General features: G+C 73.7%; 13 protein-coding genes and 1 pseudogene. 11 read left to right on the forward strand and 3 right to left on the reverse strand.

Annotated elements, in window-relative coordinates; all coding sequences use genetic code 11:
* The first annotated feature begins 17 nt into the window (after window positions 1-17).
* The 4 genes and pseudogenes from NEH16_RS05760 (at window position 18) to NEH16_RS05775 (ending at window position 4,040) form a co-directional block, all read left to right on the forward strand.
* Entirely contained in the window at window positions 18-773 is a 756-nt protein-coding gene (locus NEH16_RS05760) for a peptidyl-tRNA hydrolase (RefSeq protein ID WP_265539787.1), read from the forward strand.
* Window positions 774-895: 122 nt separating this feature from the next.
* Entirely contained in the window at window positions 896-2,182 is a 1,287-nt protein-coding gene (locus NEH16_RS05765; RefSeq protein ID WP_265539789.1) for a DUF692 domain-containing protein, read from the forward strand.
* Window positions 2,098-3,197 (forward strand): annotated as a pseudogene (locus NEH16_RS05770) (TIGR04222 domain-containing membrane protein). Before NEH16_RS05765 ends, NEH16_RS05770 begins: the two are co-directional and overlap by 85 nt.
* Window positions 3,198-3,260: 63 nt before the next feature.
* Window positions 3,261-4,040 (forward strand): TIGR04222 domain-containing membrane protein, encoded by a 780-nt coding sequence (locus NEH16_RS05775; protein WP_265539791.1) that lies wholly within the window; start codon window positions 3,261-3,263, stop codon window positions 4,038-4,040.
* A 132-nt stretch (window positions 4,041-4,172) separates the two neighbouring features.
* Here the strand turns inward: NEH16_RS05775 and hemQ are convergent, their stop codons facing one another.
* Both hemQ and hemG read right to left on the reverse strand, forming a co-directional pair.
* On the reverse strand, window positions 4,173-4,907 hold the full coding sequence (gene hemQ / locus NEH16_RS05780; protein WP_073966130.1) for a hydrogen peroxide-dependent heme synthase: 735 nt from the start codon (window positions 4,905-4,907) through the stop codon (window positions 4,173-4,175).
* Window positions 4,908-4,911: 4 nt separating this feature from the next.
* Window positions 4,912-6,396 (reverse strand): protoporphyrinogen oxidase, encoded by a 1,485-nt coding sequence (hemG, locus tag NEH16_RS05785; RefSeq protein ID WP_265539797.1) that lies wholly within the window; start codon window positions 6,394-6,396, stop codon window positions 4,912-4,914.
* A gap of 127 nt (window positions 6,397-6,523) precedes the next feature.
* On the opposite strand from hemG, the gene NEH16_RS05790 reads away from it, so the two are divergent.
* Window positions 6,524-7,417, forward strand: a complete 894-nt coding sequence (locus tag NEH16_RS05790) for a DUF4349 domain-containing protein (RefSeq protein ID WP_265539799.1) — start codon at window positions 6,524-6,526, stop codon at window positions 7,415-7,417.
* A 64-nt stretch (window positions 7,418-7,481) separates the two neighbouring features.
* The gene (locus NEH16_RS05795; RefSeq protein WP_265539802.1) at window positions 7,482-8,864 is read left to right on the forward strand and encodes an FAD-dependent oxidoreductase; all 1,383 of its coding nucleotides are present in this window, start codon (window positions 7,482-7,484) and stop codon (window positions 8,862-8,864) included.
* Window positions 8,865-8,886: 22 nt separating this feature from the next.
* Here NEH16_RS05795 and hemE read toward each other — a convergent pair whose 3' ends face one another.
* The gene (gene hemE / locus NEH16_RS05800) at window positions 8,887-9,960 is read right to left on the reverse strand and encodes a uroporphyrinogen decarboxylase (protein ID WP_265539803.1); all 1,074 of its coding nucleotides are present in this window, start codon (window positions 9,958-9,960) and stop codon (window positions 8,887-8,889) included.
* A gap of 92 nt (window positions 9,961-10,052) precedes the next feature.
* Between hemE and NEH16_RS05805 the strand changes: the two genes are divergently transcribed.
* From NEH16_RS05805 to NEH16_RS05825, 5 genes are all read left to right on the forward strand, one after another.
* On the forward strand, window positions 10,053-10,712 hold the full coding sequence (locus NEH16_RS05805; protein ID WP_265539805.1) for a DUF3000 domain-containing protein: 660 nt from the start codon (window positions 10,053-10,055) through the stop codon (window positions 10,710-10,712).
* A gap of 289 nt (window positions 10,713-11,001) precedes the next feature.
* Window positions 11,002-11,664, forward strand: a complete 663-nt coding sequence (locus NEH16_RS05810) for a helix-turn-helix transcriptional regulator (protein ID WP_018100712.1) — start codon at window positions 11,002-11,004, stop codon at window positions 11,662-11,664.
* A gap of 106 nt (window positions 11,665-11,770) precedes the next feature.
* A complete protein-coding gene (locus tag NEH16_RS05815; protein WP_079192903.1) occupies window positions 11,771-13,045 on the forward strand; it encodes an HRDC domain-containing protein in 1,275 nt (424 codons plus the stop codon).
* Between the two features lie 284 nt (window positions 13,046-13,329).
* Window positions 13,330-14,556, forward strand: coding sequence for a thiolase family protein (locus NEH16_RS05820; RefSeq protein ID WP_073966137.1), 1,227 nt, complete (start codon window positions 13,330-13,332; stop codon window positions 14,554-14,556).
* The gene (locus NEH16_RS05825) at window positions 14,553-16,682 is read left to right on the forward strand and encodes a 3-hydroxyacyl-CoA dehydrogenase NAD-binding domain-containing protein (RefSeq protein ID WP_265539821.1); all 2,130 of its coding nucleotides are present in this window, start codon (window positions 14,553-14,555) and stop codon (window positions 16,680-16,682) included. The genes NEH16_RS05820 and NEH16_RS05825 overlap by 4 nt, the downstream gene beginning before the upstream one ends.
* The last annotated feature ends 33 nt before the right edge of the window (window positions 16,683-16,715 follow it).

Raw genomic sequence — 16,715 nt, forward strand, 5'->3', positions numbered from 1 at the left:
GCTGGCAGACTGGGCGGGTGAGCAGCAACGACATCCCCGCGTCCCCGTCCGCCGAGCCGGCCTCCGTGCCGGTGGACAGCCCCTTCCGGTCCGAGCGCACGGACCGGGACGAAGCACCGCAGTACGTACTGCCGTTGGTGGTGCACATCGAGAAGGCCGCGCCCCCGGCCCGCACCGACGCCCTGCGCACGGCCGCCCGCGCGGTGCTCGTGATGCTGTCCGACGAGCGGTCGGTGGGCGAGGGCGAGTGGGCGCGGGTGATGCGGGACTGGCAGGACGCCCGCATCCGCAAGGTGGTCCGGCGGGCCCGGGGCGCGGAGTGGCGCAAGGCGTCGGCCCTGCCCGGGATCACGGTGACGGGCGAGGAGGCGGAGGTGCGGGTCTTCCCGCCGGTCCCCCTGGACGGCTGGCCGAAGGAGCTGGCCAAGCTCCAGGTGTCGGGCACGGACCTGGACGACCCGGAGCCGCCCGCCGCGCCCGACCCGGCGCATCCGGTGCTCTGGCTCAACCCGGACCTCGGCATGTCGGCCGGGAAGGAGATGGCGCAGGTCGGGCACGGGGCGCAGCTCGCCTGGTGGGAGCTGTCGGAGACGGAGCGCAAGGCGTGGCGCGAGGCCGGGTTCCCGCTCTCGGTGGCCACGGCGGAGCCGGGCCGCTGGGCGGAGCTGACGGTGAGCGGGCTGCCGGTCGTACGGGACGCGGGCTTCACGGAGATCGCCCCGGGGTCGTGCACGGTGGTCGCCGACCATCCGGCGCTGCGGCGCCGCCGCTGAGCGGAGCGAGGGCCCGCGGAACCTCAAATGAAGCTCTGAACGTCTCCCCTTCCGGATTCGGGACCGCGCTCCGGGGCCATCACCCCTGCACGGAACGAGGGGGAAGCGACATGGGGGACGGTATGAGGCTGGGTATCGGGATCGGCTGGCGGCCGGAGATCGCCGGTGAGGTGGAGGCGCTGGAGGGGATCGACTGGGTGGAGGCGGTCGCGGAGAACCTCTGCGCCGACCACCTGCCCGATTCCCTGGTACGTCTGCGGGAGCGCGGGGTCACCGTGATCCCGCACGGCGTCTCGCTGGGCCTCGGCGGCGCCGACCGCCCCGACCCGGGCAAGCTCGCGGACCTCGCCGCCCGGGCGACACTGCTCGGCGCGCCGCTGGTGACCGAGCACATCGCCTTCGTACGGGCGGGCGGGGCGCGCACCGGGTCGCCGGTGCTGGAGGCGGGTCATCTGCTGCCGGTGCCGCGCACCCGGGCGGCGCTGGACGTGCTGTGCGAGAACGTGCGCATCGCGCAGGACGCGCTGCCGGTGCCGCTGGCGCTGGAGAACATCGCGGCGCTCATCTCCTGGCCGGACGAGGAGCTGACCGAGGGGCAGTTCCTGGCGGAGCTGGTCGAGCGGACCGGGGTGCGGCTGCTGATCGACGTGGCCAATCTGCACACCAACCGGGTGAACCGGGGCGAGGACCCGGCGGCCGCGCTGGACGGGCTGCCGGTGGAGGCCATCGCGTACGTGCATGTGGCGGGCGGGGTCGAGAAGGACGGCGTGTGGCACGACACGCACGCCCACCCGGTGACCGCCCCGGTGCTCGACGTGCTGGCGGAGCTGCGCTCCCGGGTGGACCCGCCGGGGGTGCTGCTGGAGCGGGACGAGGCGTTCCCGCCGGCCGGTGAGCTGGCGGGCGAGCTGGACGCGATCCGTGGGGTGCTGGAGAAGGGCGGGGGCGCCTCGGCCGCCTGGACCGCCCGGGAGGTGCCGTCCGCCCCGGCGGTCGCGGAGTCCGTACGGGACGGGGTCGCGGTGGCCGAGACCGCCCTGCTGTCCGCCCTGGTCGCCGGTACACCCGCGCCGGAGGGGTTCGACGCGGCCCGGCTCCGGGTGCAGGGCCGGGCCCTGGCCGCGAAGCGCGCCGATGTCGTGGCCAAGGTGGCGCCCGAGCTGCCGGAGATCCTGGGCGACGGCTACCGGGCCGCGTTCCTCGCGTACGCCGGGGCGCGGCCCATGGCGGCGGGATACCGGCGCGACGCCCTGGACTTCGCCGAGCACCTGCTCATCGGGGGCCGCCCGGCGGACGACGCGGCCCGCCGCCGCCTGACGCGGTGGTGGCGGGACCGGGCCGCACCCCGGCCGCCCGGCCGCGCGACCCGGCTGGCCCGGGCCGCCCGCTCCGTACTGGTGGGGCGGTGACCGGCATGGACGGGATGCTGGTGTTCCTCACGCTCGCGGTGATCGCCTCGTTCACCGTGCTGATCGTCGGCCTGGCCCGGTCCCGCCGGGGGTGGGCGGTCCGGCGCACGACCTGTCCGAGGTGGCGTTCCTGAACGGCGGGCCCGGCCGGGTGGTCGACACCGCGCTGGCCGCCATGCACGCGGACGGGCGGCTGGCCATCGGCGGGCCCGGCATCGTGGCGGTGCTCCGGCCGGTCGCCTACGACCCGGTGGAGCGGGCGGTGCTGCACGAGCTGGCGGCCGCGCCGAGCGGGGCGCTGCCGGCGCTGCGGGCGGCCGTGATGCGGCATCCGGCGGTGCAGGAGACCGGCGACGGTCTCGCGGCGCGCGGACTGCTGGCCCCGCCCGGGGCGAGTGCCAGGTGGCGCATCTGGGGCCTGTTGCAGACGCTTCTGTGTCTCGCGTCCGGCCCGGTCACCATCGGTATGGCCATCGCCCGGTTCATGGAGGGCGACGACGGTGCGGGCTGGAGCTACCCGTTCGCGGTGGCGATGATCCCGGCCGTCGTCATCGGCTTCGTGTCCGGCCTGGTCTGCGCGGCGGTGGCCCGGTCCCGGATCACCCGGGCGGGGCGCAGGGCGGCGGCGGAGTTCGGGGCCGCGCACGCCCACCGGACCGATCCGGGGTTCCTGGTGGCGACCCGGGGGCTGCGCGGCGTCCCGGACCCGGAGCTGCGGACGCACCTGATCGCGGCGGCCCGGACCCGGCCCACCGCCTCCTCGTACACCCCGTACGGCTCCTCGGCGCTGCTGGTCGCGCCGGCCGTGTGGTGTGCGGGGGCGAGTCCGGGCGGCGGCTGCGGCAGCTCCTCGGGCAGCAGCTGCGGTGGGGGCGGCGGTTCGGGCTGCGGGGGCGGGTCGAGCTGTGGCGGCGGCAGCGGCTGCGGTGGGGGCGGATCGAGTTGCGGGGGCGGCAGCAGCTGCGGCGGCGGTTCCAGCTGCGGTGGCGGGTCGAGCTGCGGCAGCAGTTCCTGAGACGGCCGTCCACTTACTGGACGAGCTATGGCGCCACGGGCGGCCCTGGCATAGAACACCGGCATGGTGCCGTTTCTGTTGCTGCTGGTCGCATGGGGTGCGGCGGGTCTTTCCTGCGCCCGGCTCTGTCTCGCCGGTGCCCGCGCGGCCCGGCGGCCGGTGGCCGCGACCGGGGGGCGCGGACGGCAACTCACGCTGTACGAGGCGGCGTTCCTGGCGGGCGGGCCGGGCCGGGTCGCCGACCTGGCGCTGGTCTCCATGCATCTGCGGCGCCGGCTGCTGCTGGCGCACACCGGGTGGGCCACGGTCGTGGACCCCGAGGGCCGCGACGAGGTGGAACGTACCGTGATCCGGGCCATAGGGCCGGAGGGCCAGTCGCCGATAGCGCCGGTGCGCGCGTCGGCCGCCGCGGCCGATGCCGTACGCGCGGTGGCCGACCGGCTCGTCGCGGCCGGTCTGGCGGTCCCGCGCGGGGCGGACGTCGCCTCGGCGGTGCGGGCGGTGCGCGGGGCGGCGCTGCTGGTGGCCGCGCTGGGCGCCGCCGCCCTGCTCGCGCCCGACGGCGGGGGCACGGCCCCGATGCCGGTGTGGTTCGCGCTGCCGCTGGCCCTGACCCTGGGGTGCCTGGCCATAGCCCGGGTCGAGGCGCACCCCTACGGCGCGTGGGCCTCCCCGGACGGGCGGCGGCTGCTGGCGGCGTGCGCGGTGCCGGGGGACGGCGCGGCGGGCGACACGCTGGTGACGGTCGCGGTGCGCGGGGTGGACGCGGTGGACGACCCGGCGCTGCGGGCGGCGCTGACCAGCCGATCGGGCGGACGGAAGCTGCTGGGCAGCCGCGAATGACAAACGGTGCGGCGCGCGGGAAGCGCGCCGCACCGCTGAGCCGAACCCGGTGTCGCTGGACCAGCGGACGGCACGAGGTGCCGTATGCCCGCCGTCTGATCTTCCGGGTTGGGGTGGTCGGAAGCCCGCTCGCTACGCGAGCCCGGCCACCAGGTCCGCGACCGACTTGCGCCGGCCGGTGTAGAAGGGGACCTCCTCGCGGACGTGCATCCGCGCCTCGGAGGCCCTGAGGTGACGCATCAGGTCCACGATGCGGTACAGCTCGTCCGCCTCGAAGGCCAGCATCCACTCGTAGTCGCCGAGCGAGAACGAGGCGACGGTGTTGGCGCGCACGTCGGGGTAGCCGCGGGCCATCTTGCCGTGGTCCGCGAGCATGCGGCGGCGGTCCTCGTCGGGCAGCAGGTACCAGTCGTACGAGCGCACGAAGGGGTAGACGCTGACGTAGTTGCGCGGCGTCTCGTCCGCGAGGAACGCCGGGATGTGCGACTTGTTGAACTCGGCGGGGCGGTGCAGCGCCATGTTCGACCAGACCGGCTCCAGGTGGCGGCCGAGCCGGGTGCGGCGGAAGAGGTTGTACGCCTCCTGGAGCTCGTCCGCGGTCTCCGCGTGCCACCAGATCATGAGGTCGGCGTCGGCGCGCAGGCCCGAGACGTCGTACGTGCCGCGGATGGTGATGTCCTTCGCGGCGAGCTGGTCGAACAGCTCCTGGACCTCACCGGCCACGGCCGCGCGGTCCGTGTCGGCGGGCAGGACGTCGCGCAGCTTGAAGACCGACCACAGCGTGTAGCGGATGACCTCGTTGAGGTCCTTGGCCTTCTTGCCGGCGTTCGGAGCCTTGCTTGATGTCGCAGTCTCGGGTGCACTCATACGGCTATTGTCCCGCCTCGCTCCGAGTGCCCTGAACCAGGGTCGGCGTGGCGATGATCTCCCCGGTGGGACCCCCTCCGAGGTCCCCGGCGATCTCGTCCGCCGCCCGGTGGGCGCTCGCCACGCAGGCCGGGATGCCGACCCCGTCGTACACCGCGCCGCACACCCGCAGCGCGGGCAGCTTGGCGACCTCGTCGCGGATGCGGGCGACCCGGGTGAGGTGGCCCACCGGGTACTGCGGCAGTCCGCCGATCCACCTGGTGACCTCGGTCGCGACGGGGTGGGCGGTGAGTCCGGTCGCGGCGGCCAGGTCGCGCAGCGATACGCCGACGAGCTCGACGTCCTCGCGGTGCAGGTGCTCCTCCTCGCCGTACCGGCCGACCGAGGTCCGCAGCACGAAGAGGTCCGGGGCCGCGTCGGCGACCCACTGCCACTTGTGCGTGGAGAAGGTGGCGGCCTTGATGGTGTGCCCGTCGACCGGCGGTACGAGGAAGCCGGAGCGCCCGTCGAAGGCCGTGCCGGTCACGTCGGAGCGCCGGAACGCCATGGTGACCAGTGCCATCGACGCGTACTCGACGCCGGCCAGCTCGGCCGACGCCCCCGGTGACTCGGCGGCGAGCAGCGTGGCGGCGGACCAGGCGGGCACGGCGAGGACGATGCCGTCGGCGGAGACGACCCCGGTGTCCGTGCGGATGTCCCAGCCGCCCGCGGTACGGGCCAGGCCCAGCACGGGCGTCTCGGTGCGGATCTCGCCGCCCCCGGCGCGCACGGCGTCGGCCACGGCCCCGGGCAGGGTGCCGATGCCGCCCTCGATGCCCTGGAAGACGGGCCCGGTCTGCTGCCGGGCGGCGGCCCGCTCCTGGAGCCGGGTGACCCCGTCGAGCAGGGAGCCGCCTTCCCGGGCGGCCTCGAAGAGCTGCGGTACGGCGGCGCGCATCGAGATCCGGTAGGCGTCGCCCGCGTACACCCCGCCGAGCAGCGGCTCCACCAGCCGGTCCACGACCTCGCGCCCCAGCCGGTCCGCGACGTACGCGCCGACCGCGACGTCCTCGCCGACCGCCACCGGGGGCAGTTCGCGGTCCTCGGCGATCCGGGCCAGCCCCTCGGCCGACAGCACCTCGCCCAGGACGGACGGGTCGCCCGGGACGCCCATCACATGGCCCTTGGGCATCGGGCGCAGCGCGTCGCGCGTCCACAGCGCGGCGGTGGCCGTGGCGGGCGGCTGGAGGCGGTCACCGAGGCCCACGGCCCGGGCCAGGGAGACGGCTTCCGGGCGGCGGGCGAGCATGGACTCGGCGCCGAGGTCGACCCGGACCCCGGCGACCTCTCCGGTCATGAGCTTGCCGCCGAGCCGGTCGGTCGCCTCCAGGACGGTGACCCTCAGCCCGGCGCCGACGAGCCGGTGGGCGGCCGCGAGTCCGGCGATGCCGCCGCCGATGACGACGACATGGCGGGGGGCCCGGTCCGCGCGGTGTGTGGATGGCTGCATGGCTCCACTCTCTCAAACCGGTTCCGAGTCCCGACCGTGACCGGTTCGAAACCGGATGACCGGGTCCGCGCGCACCCTTTCGCACGTCCCACCGCCGACATCAATCACCCGTCCTGGGGGGACAGTTATGCGAGGAGCACCTTTCGTACGCACCGGCAGGCGCGTGTCCGGACCGGCCGCCGTGCTGCTGGCCGCCGTGCTCGCGCTGAGCGGCTGCGGCGCGTCCGGCGAGGATTCGAGTGCGAGCGCCGACCGGGGCGTCGCCGGGGCGCAACAGCAGAAGAGCGGCAAGGCCGGTGCGCCGGCGGCCGACGCGGAGCGGCCGGAGCGGACACGTAAGAACCCGAAACCGTCCGCGACCCATGTCATCCGCACCGCATCGCTCTCCGTCGAGGTGAAGGACACGTCGAAGGCGGCCGCCAACGCCCGGGCGGCGGCGCAGGGCGCGGGCGGGCTGGTCGAGAAGGAGACCACCGAGCGGATCGACGCCACGCGGGAGTCCGCTCACCTCGTGCTGCGCGTCCCGCAGGAGGCGTACGACGAGGTGCTGCGGGAGCTGTCCGGGGCGGGGAAGCTGGTCTCCCGTACCTCGGCGGCCAAGGACGTCACCGATCAGGTGGTGGACACCGACAGCCGGATCGCCACCCAGCGGGCGAGCGTGGCGCGGGTCCGCGAGCTGATGGACCGGGCCGACAAACTGGCCGATGTGGTCACACTGGAAGGGGAGCTGAGCAGCCGTCAGGCCGAGCTGGAGTCGCTGCTCGCGCAGCAGGCGTCGCTGAAGGACCGTACGACGCTGGCGACCGTCACGCTCGACCTGGTGGAGCCGGAGACGGCGGCCGAGGCCGACGACGACGCCGGCTTCCCGGACGCCGTCGCCGGGGGCTGGCACGCCTTCCTGACGATGCTGCGCTGGCTGGCGATGGCGGTCGGCGCCGCGGCCCCGTTCCTCGCCGTGGCGGCCCTCCTGGCCGTGCTGTGGCGGCTGCTACACCGCCGCCGGGGCGCGAAGGGCGAGTGAGTACGCCACCGGGGCTGCCCGCGCCGTAGCGTGGGCCCTTTCGGAGACGTTCGGAGGGACCGGCATGGCGGCGGAACGACTGGTGGTCATCGGAGGGGACGCGGCGGGCATGTCCGCCGCGTCCCAGGCGCGGCGGCTCAAGGGCCCGGACGAACTGAGCATCACCGCCTTCGAACGGGGCCACTTCACCTCGTACTCCGCGTGCGGCATCCCGTACTGGGTCAGCGGCGACGTCACCGAGCGGGACGACCTCATCGCCCGTACGCCCGAGGAGCACCGGGCCCGCGACATCGACCTGCGCACCCGCACCGAGGTGACGGAGATCGATGTGGCGGGGCGGCGGGTGCGCGCCCTGGACCGGGAGTCCGGCGAGAGGTACTGGACCGGGTTCGACAAGCTCGTCATCGCCACCGGGGCCCGCCCGGTCCGCCCCGACCTGCCCGGCATGGACGCGGCCGGGGTGCACGGGGTGCAGACCCTGGACGACGGGCAGGCGCTGCTGGACAGCCTGGACCGGACGGAGGGCCGGCGCGCGGTCGTCGTCGGGGCGGGGTACATCGGCGTCGAGATGGCCGAGGCGATGCTGAAGCGCGGCTTCGAGGTGACCGTCCTCAACCGGGGCGAGCAGCCGATGGCCACGCTCGACCCGGACATGGGGCGCATGGTCCACGACGCGATGGACGGGCTCGGGATCACCACGGTGAACGGGGCGGCGGTCACCGCCATCCGGACCGGCGACGACGGCCGGGTCACCGGGGTCGTCACGGACGGGGCGAGCTATCCGGCGGACATCGTGGTGCTCGGCATCGGCGTCGAGCCGGAGACGGCGCTCGCCCGGGAGGCCGGACTGCCGCTCGGGCCGCACGGCGGGCTGCTCACCGACCTGGCCATGCGGGTCCAGGGGCACGAGAACATCTGGGCGGGCGGCGACTGCGTGGAGGTCCTGGACCTGGTGGCGGGCCACACCCGGCACATCGCCCTCGGCACGCACGCCAACAAGCACGGCCAGGTCATCGGCTCCAACGTCGGCGGCGGCTACGGCACGTTCCCCGGCGTGGTGGGTACGGCGGTGAGCAAGGTGTGCGACCTGGAGATCGCGCGGACCGGGCTGCGCGAGAAGGACGCCCGGGCGGTGGGCCTGCGGTACGTCACGGCGACGATCGAGTCGACCAGCCGGGCCGGCTACTACCCGGACGCACGGCCGATGACGGTGAAGATGATCGCGGAGTACCGCACGGGCCGGCTGCTCGGCGTGCAGATCGTGGGCCGCGAGGGCGCGGGCAAGCGGGTGGACGTGGCGGCGGTGGCGCTCACCGCCCGGATGACGGTCGAGCAGATGACCGCCCTGGACCTGGGCTACGCACCGCCGTTCTCGCCGGTCTGGGACCCGGTCCTGGTGGCGGCCCGCAAGACCGTGTCGGTGCTGCGGAAGGCGGGCACCGACTGAGCGGCGCCCGCCTCCGCGCGGTTCAGCGGGCGGTGCTGGTGTGGACGTACTCGACGAGGCGGGAGAGCGCGTCCGGGTCCATGTTCGGCATGACGCCGTGGCCCAGGTTGAAGATGTGGCCCTCCAGACCGGCGGCCGCGTCCAGCACCTCCCGGGTCTTGGCCTCCACCGCGGAGGTCGGCGCGAAGAGCACCGCCGGGTCGAGGTTGCCCTGGAGCGCCTTGCCGGGGCCGACGCGGCGCGCGGCCTCGTCGAGCGGCACCCGCCAGTCGACGCCGACGACGTCCGCCCCGGCCTCGCCCATCAGGCCGAGCAGTTCCCCGGTGCCGACGCCGAAGTGGATGCGGGGGACGCCGTACCCGGCGACGGCGTCGAAGACCTTCGCGGAGGCGGGCAGCACGGAGCGCCGGTAGTCGGCGGGGGCCAGCGCGCCGACCCAGGAGTCGAAGAGCTGGACGGCCGAGGCGCCCGCCTCGATCTGGACCTTGAGGAAGGCGCCGGTGATCTCGGCGAGCCGGTCGAGCAGGTCGGCCCACAGCTCCGGGTCGCCGTACATCATGGCCTTGGTGTGCTCGTGGTTGCGGGAGGGCCCGCCCTCCACGAGGTAGCTCGCGAGGGTGAACGGCGCGCCCGCGAAGCCGATCAGCGGGGTCTCCCCCAGCTCGGCGGTGAGCAGCCGGACGGCCTCGGTGACGTACGGGACGTCCTCGGGGGTCAGGTCGCGCAGCCGGGCGAGGTCGGCGCGGGTGCGGATCGGCTCGGCGATCACGGGGCCGACGCCGGGCTTGATGTCGAGGTCGATGCCGATCGCCTTGAGCGGGACGACGATGTCGCTGTAGTAGACGGCGGCGTCGACCTTGTGGCGGCGGACGGGCTGCATCGTGATCTCGGCGACCAGCTCCGGCATCGCGCAGGACTCGAGCATCGGGATGCCTTCGCGCACCTTCAGGTACTCGGGCAGCGAGCGCCCCGCCTGGCGCATGAACCAGACCGGCGTGTGCGGGACCGGCTCGCGCCGGCACGCCTTGAGGAACGCCGAGTCGTAGGTGGCGGAAGTCTTCGTCTGCGGCCCGGAGGGGCGGTCGTTGGCACTCACGCACAGAATCTTCGCACGCGTGGGCAACGAGCCCGGCCCCGCACGGGTGTCCTTCCGCGCGCGGAGCTCCCGTTCCGCCTACTCTTCCCCGCATGGCTGCGGCTCAGGGACACATCTCCGGTCAATCCGATGGCGCTGACGGCACGGACGGCGCGGAGGGTGGTGCCGTCCCGTCCGCGTTCCGTTCGGCGGTGGACGCGCTGCGCGCGGCGCGGCTCCGTCCCGAGCTGGAGGTGGAGCCGACCCGGCCGCCGAAGCGGCTCGCCCCGCACGCGTACGCGCTGGAGGCGGCGGTCGTCGACGGCGAGGACGACCTCGCGGACGGGCGGCTCGTCCTGCTCCACGACCCGGCCGGCCACGAGGCGTGGCAGGGCGCCTTCCGGCTCGTCACCCTGGTCCGGGCCGAGCTGGAGCCGGAGATGGCCGCCGACCCGCTGCTCCCCGAGGTCTGCTGGTCCTGGCTGACGGGCGCGCTGGAGGCCCGCGGCCTGTTCTACGGGGAGGCGGGCGGCACCGTCACGATGGCGGGCTCGCACTACTTCGGCGCGCTGGAGACCCGGCGCCCCGCGACGCAGATCGAGATCCGGGCCTCCTGGACCCCGCGCGAGGGCCTGGGCGGGGCGCCGGACGCGGCGGCGCACCTGGTCGCGTGGGGGGACCTGCTCTGCCAGATCGCGGGCCTGCCGCCGTCGGGCCCTCTCGACGCGGCGGTGGTCACGCTCCCACAGCGCCGGGGCCCGCAGGGGCCGTAGCCCCGCCGTGAGCGGGACGAGCGGGGCGGCCTCCGGGCCGCCCCGCTTTTCGTGCCGTCGGGTCGTGCGATTTTCCGTGACGCCGTGTCATGCGATCACTTTCGGCCAGCGGAAAACACCCTCCCGGATCGACCGAACACCCCATTTGCCCGAATTGTTACTCAACAAATCGTGATCTTCCCCTAAAGGAGCAGGGGTCTGCTGCCGAAGGAGTCAATGACCCTTCAAGCACGGTTCGCCCCGGCTTCATCCCCGAGCCGGCCCGTCCCGCCACTCCCCAGGAGGCCTGGTGTCCGTTCTCCTCGAGCAGCCCGCAAGCCTGGTCGCCTACCGCCCGAACAAGCCGACGGCCATGGTCGTCGTGGCCGACCCGCGCGTCCGTTCCACCGTCACCCGCCATCTGTGGGCACTCGGAGTTCGTGACGTCATCGAGGCGTCGTCCATCGCGGAGGCCCGTCCCCGCGTCGGCAACCCGCGCGACATCTGCGTAGCCGACGTCCACCTGCCCGACGGTTCCGGGCTGACCCTGCTGTCCGAAACCCGAGCCGCCGGCTGGCCCAACGGCCTCGCCCTGTCCGCCGCCGACGACATCGGCGCCGTGCGCAACGCCCTCGCGGGCGGCGTCAAGGGCTACGTCGTCACCGGCACCCGTACCAACATCGGCCACCCGGCCCGTCCCGGCGTCGCCCCCATCGGCGCCACCGCCGCCCGTATGCACCGCCGGCCCCCCGGCACCCCGAGCCACCCGGGCGGCTACCGCGAACTGTCCGGCCGCGAGGTGGAGGTCCTGCGGCTCGTCGCCGAGGGCCAGTCCAACAAGGCCATCGGTGTCTCCATGGGGCTTTCCGCCCTGACCGTGAAGAGCCACCTCGCCCGCATCGCCCGCAAGCTGGGCACCGGCGACCGCGCCGGCATGGTCGCGGTGGCCCTGCGGACGGGCATCATCCACTGACACCCCGCCCCGGCCGGCGCATGGATCCGGCTGGATTATGTGCACGGCGGCTGCCGACGGAACGTTCCGTCGGCAGCCGCCGTGCACACACGGATACCCTTGACGCGTGACCGACGCCCAAGAGACCGCAGCAGACACATCACTGCGAACCACCGGGGGCGCTCCCCCGGACGACGTCGCCCCGGCGCCGATCCCCTTGCTCGAACCGCGCGAGGGCATTCCGCCGGTGGTGGCGTCCGACGACGCCCTGGCCGGGGTGATCGCCGCATTCGCCGCCGGCTCGGGCCCGGTGGCCGTGGACGCCGAGCGGGCGTCCGGCTACCGCTACGGCCAGCGCGCCTACCTCGTCCAGCTGCGCCGCGACGGGGCGGGCAGCGCGCTCGTCGACCCCGTCGGCTGCCCCGACCTGTCCGGGCTGGGCGAGGCCCTGCGCGGCACCGAGTGGATCCTGCACGCGGCGACCCAGGACCTGCCCTGTCTGCGCGAGATAGGGATGACGCCGACCGGGCTCTTCGACACCGAGCTCGCCGGACGGCTGGCCGGCTTCCCGCGCGTCGGCCTCGGCGCCATGGTCGAGAACGTCCTCGGCTACTCGCTGGAGAAGGGCCACTCCGCCGTCGACTGGTCCACCCGCCCGCTCCCCGAGCCCTGGCTGCGTTACGCCGCGCTCGACGTCGAGCTCCTCATCGACCTGCGCAACGCGCTGGAGGACGAGCTGGACCGGCAGGGCAAGCTGGAATGGGCCCAGGAGGAGTTCTCCGCCATCGCGTCGGCGCCGCCCGCTCCCCCGCGCCAGGACCCGTGGCGCCGCACCTCCGGGATGCACAAGGTCCGCCGCCGCCGGCAGATGGCGGTGGTCCGGGAGCTGTGGAACGCCCGGGACCAGATCGCCCGGCGGCGCGACATCTCGCCCGGCAAGGTGCTCGGGGACGCGGCGATCATCGAGGCCGCGCTCGCCCTTCCGGCCAACACGCAGGCGCTGACCGCCCTCACCGGCTTCGGTCCGCGCATGGGCCGGCGCCAGCTGGAGCAGTGGCAGGCCGCCGTGGACCGGGCCAAGGCGCTGCCCGACACGGAGCTGCCGCAGCCCGGCCAGGCCCTCGCGGGCCCCCCGCCGCCGCGCGCCTGGGCCGACAAGGACCCGGCCGCCGCCGCCCGGCTCTCGGCGGCCCGCGCCGCGGTCTCCGCGCTGGCGGAGCGGCTGCACCTGCCGCAGGAGAACCTGATCACGCCGGACACGGTGCGGCGGGTCTGCTGGGAGCCGCCGAAGAACCCGACGCCGGAGACGGTGGAGTCGGCGCTCGCCGGGTACGGCGCGCGGCACTGGCAGATCGAGCAGGTGGCCCCGCTGCTGTACCGGGCGCTCACACAGCCCTCGTAACGGCACGTCGGCCGCGTAACGGCATAGGACAGGGGCGTAATCACGCCACGTTCCGCGCGGTCCCGCGTGGAGCGGGAATGGCCCGGACGGACTCGAAAACGAGTCCGTCCGGGCCATTCGCCGTGTGCGGAGGGGTGCTCTCCGGGCAGTTTCCGCGTGTGACCTTCGCCGCTCCGGCACCAGGGGGTGGGCAGTCTGGTTACCCGCAAGTAGCATGACCGGAGCGGCGTGCCTCCGGGCGCGCCCCGCAGCAGTGCCATCCCGCACCCTGGAGGAGAGCCATCGTGCCTCGTACCATCCGGGACGTCGTCTTCGTAGACGGCGTCCGCACCCCGTTCGGCAAGGCGGGCCCGAAGGGCATCTACCACGAGACCCGCGCCGACGATCTCGTCGTGAAGGCCATCCGGGAGCTGCTGCGCCGCAACCCGGACCTGGACCCCAAGAAGATCGACGAGGTCGCCATCGCCGCGACCACGCAGATCGGTGACCAGGGTCTGACCCTCGGCCGTACCGCCGGCATCCTGGCGGGTCTGCCGCAGTCCGTCCCGGGCTACTCCATCGACCGCATGTGCGCGGGCGCCCTGACCGCCGTCACCTCGACGGCCGGCTCCATCGCCTTCGGCGCGTACGACGTCGTCGTCGCCGGCGGTGTCGAGCACATGGGCCGCCACCCGATGGGCGAGGGCGTGGACCCGAACCCGCGGTTCGTGTCGGAGAAGCTGGTCGACGAGTCCGCCCTGTTCATGGGCATGACCGCGGAGAACCTGCACGACCGGTACCCCACGATCACCAAGGAGCGCGCCGACGCCTACGCGGTGCGGTCGCAGGAGAAGGCCGCCAAGGCGTACGCCAACGGCAAGATCCAGCAGGACCTGGTGCCGGTCTCGGTGCGCCGCACGAACGCGGAGGCCGGTGAGACCGGCTGGGGCCTGGTCACCGCCGACGAGCCGATGCGCCCGGGCACCACCATGGAGTCCCTGGCCAACCTGAAGACCCCGTTCCGCGCCCACGGCCGCGTCACGGCCGGTAACGCCGCGGGGCTCAACGACGGCGCCACCGCCTCGCTGCTCGCCGCCGAGGACGTCGCGCGCGAGCTGGGCCTCCCGGTCAAGATGCGCCTCGTCTCGTACGCCTTCGCGGGCGTCGAGCCGGAGGTCATGGGCTACGGGCCGATCCCGGCCACCGAGAAGGCCCTCGCCCAGGCCGGTCTCTCCATCTCGGACATCGGTCTCTTCGAGATCAACGAGGCGTTCGCCGTACAGGTGCTGGCCTTCCTGGAGCACTACGGCATCGCCGACGACGACGCCCGGGTCAACCAGTACGGCGGCGCGATCGCCTACGGTCACCCGCTGGCCTCCTCCGGCGTCCGGCTGATGACGCAGCTGGCCCGCCAGTTCGAGGAGCACCCCGAGGTCCGCTACGGCCTCACGACCATGTGCGTCGGCTTCGGCATGGGCGCCACGGTCGTCTGGGAGAACCCGCACTTCGAGAACGCCGGAGGCGACAAGTGAGCACCACCACCGAGCTTCTGAAGGGTGCGGCCGAGCTGTTCCCGGACGAGGTCGTCACCCAGGCGCACGTACGCCACCTGGACCTGCCGGCCGGTGCGGGGCGCTTCGCCCTCATCACGCTGGACAACGGCCTGGACCACACCAAGCCGACCACCTTCGGACCGCAGTCGCTGGCGAACCTGAACGCCGCGATCGACCAGGTCGAGAAGGAGGCCGCCGACGGCGCGATCACCGGCGTCGGCATCACCGGCAAGCCGTTCATCTTCGCGGTCGGCGCCGACCTCAAGGGCGTCGAGCTGCTCAAGGAGCACAAGGACGCGCTGGCCATCGGCAAGGGCGGCCACGACGTCTTCCGCCGGCTCTCCGGTCTCGCGGTGCCCACGTTCGCGTACTACAACGGCGCGGCGATGGGCGGCGGCGTCGAGGTCGGGCTGCACTGCTCGTACCGCACCGTCTCCAAGGCGCTGCCGGCGTTCTCGCTGCCCGAGGTCTTCCTCGGTCTGGTCCCCGGCTGGGGCGGCTGCGTGCTGCTGCCGAACCTGATCGGCGCCGACCGCGCGGTCTCGGTGATCATCGAGAACTCGCTGAACCAGAACCGCCAGCTCAAGGGCAAGCAGGTCTTCGAGCTCGGCATCGCGGACGCGCTCTTCGAGGGCGCGGACTTCCTGGAGCGGTCCCTCGTCTGGACGGCGGGCGTGCTCAACGGCACGGTCACGGTGGAGCGCCCCGAGATCGACCGCGGGGACGCCTGGGACCAGGCCGTCGCGCGCGGCCGGGCCATCGCCGACTCCAAGGTGCACGGTGCGGCCCCGGCCGCCTACCGCGCGCTGGAGATCGTCGCCGCGGCCAAGGACGGCGACCTGTCCGCCGGCTTCGACCGCGAGGACCAGGCCCTGGCGGACCTGATCATGGGCGGCGAGCTGCGGTCCGGGATCTACTCCTTCAACCTGGTCCAGAAGCGCGCCAAGCGCCCGGCCGGGGCCCCGGACAAGAACCTGGCGCGCCCGGTCACCAAGGTCGGCGTGGTGGGCGCGGGCCTGATGGCCAGCCAGCTCGCCCTGCTCTTCCTGCGCCGCCTGGAGGTGCCGGTCGTGCTGACCGACATCGACCAGGAGCGCGTCGACAAGGGTGTGGGCTACGTCCACGCCGAGATCGAGAAGCTGCTCGGCAAGGGCCGCATCAACCAGGACAAGGCCAACCGCCTGAAGGCCCTGGTCTCCGGTGTGCTGGACAAGGCGGAGGGCTTCTCCGACGCCGACTTCATCATCGAGGCGGTCTTCGAGGAGATCGGCGTCAAGCAGCAGGTGTTCGCGGAGGTCGAGGCGGTCGCCCCGGCGCACGCGATCCTCGCCACCAACACCTCGTCCCTCTCGGTCACCGAGATGGCGTCGAAGCTGAAGAACCCCGAGCGGGTCGTCGGCTTCCACTTCTTCAACCCGGTCGCGATCCTCCCGCTCCTGGAGATCGTGCGCGGCGAGCAGACGGACGACGCCTCGCTGGCCACCGCCTTCGGTGTGGCCCGCAAGCTGAAGAAGACCGCGGTGCTGGTGAAGGACGCCCCGGCGTTCGTCGTCAACCGCATCCTCACCCGCTTCATGGGCGAGATCCAGAACGTCATCGACGAGGGCACCCCGGTCGAGACCGCGGAGAAGGCCATCGAGCCGCTCGGTCTGCCGATGTCCCCGCTGGTGCTCCTGGAGCTGGTCGGCCCGGCGATCGGCCTGCACGTCTCCGAGACCCTGAACCGCGCCTTCCCGGAGCGCTTCACCGTCTCCGAGAACCTGGCGGCCGTCGTGAAGGCCGGCAAGCGCGGCTTCTACGTCTACGACTCCGGCAAGCCGGAGCTGGACCCCGAGGTCGCCGCCCTCCTCAAGCAGGGCGACACCGTCCTGACCGAGGAGCAGGTCCGCGACCGCGTCCTGGACGCGGTGGCCCAGGAGATCGGCCTGATGCTGGACGAGGGCGTCGTGGCCGAGGCCCAGGACATCGACCTCTGCCTGATCACGGGCGCCGGCTGGCCCTTCCACCTGGGCGGCATCACGCCGTACCTGGACCGCGAGGGCGTCTCGGAGCGCGTGAACGGGAAGAAGTTCCTGGCGGCGGGCGTGGCGAGCGTTCCGGCGTAGCAGGGCATTCGCCTCAGGGGCGGCGGGCCGTAC

It is taken from the genome of Streptomyces drozdowiczii, assembly GCF_026167665.1.
Classification (GTDB): domain Bacteria; phylum Actinomycetota; class Actinomycetes; order Streptomycetales; family Streptomycetaceae; genus Streptomyces; species Streptomyces drozdowiczii_A.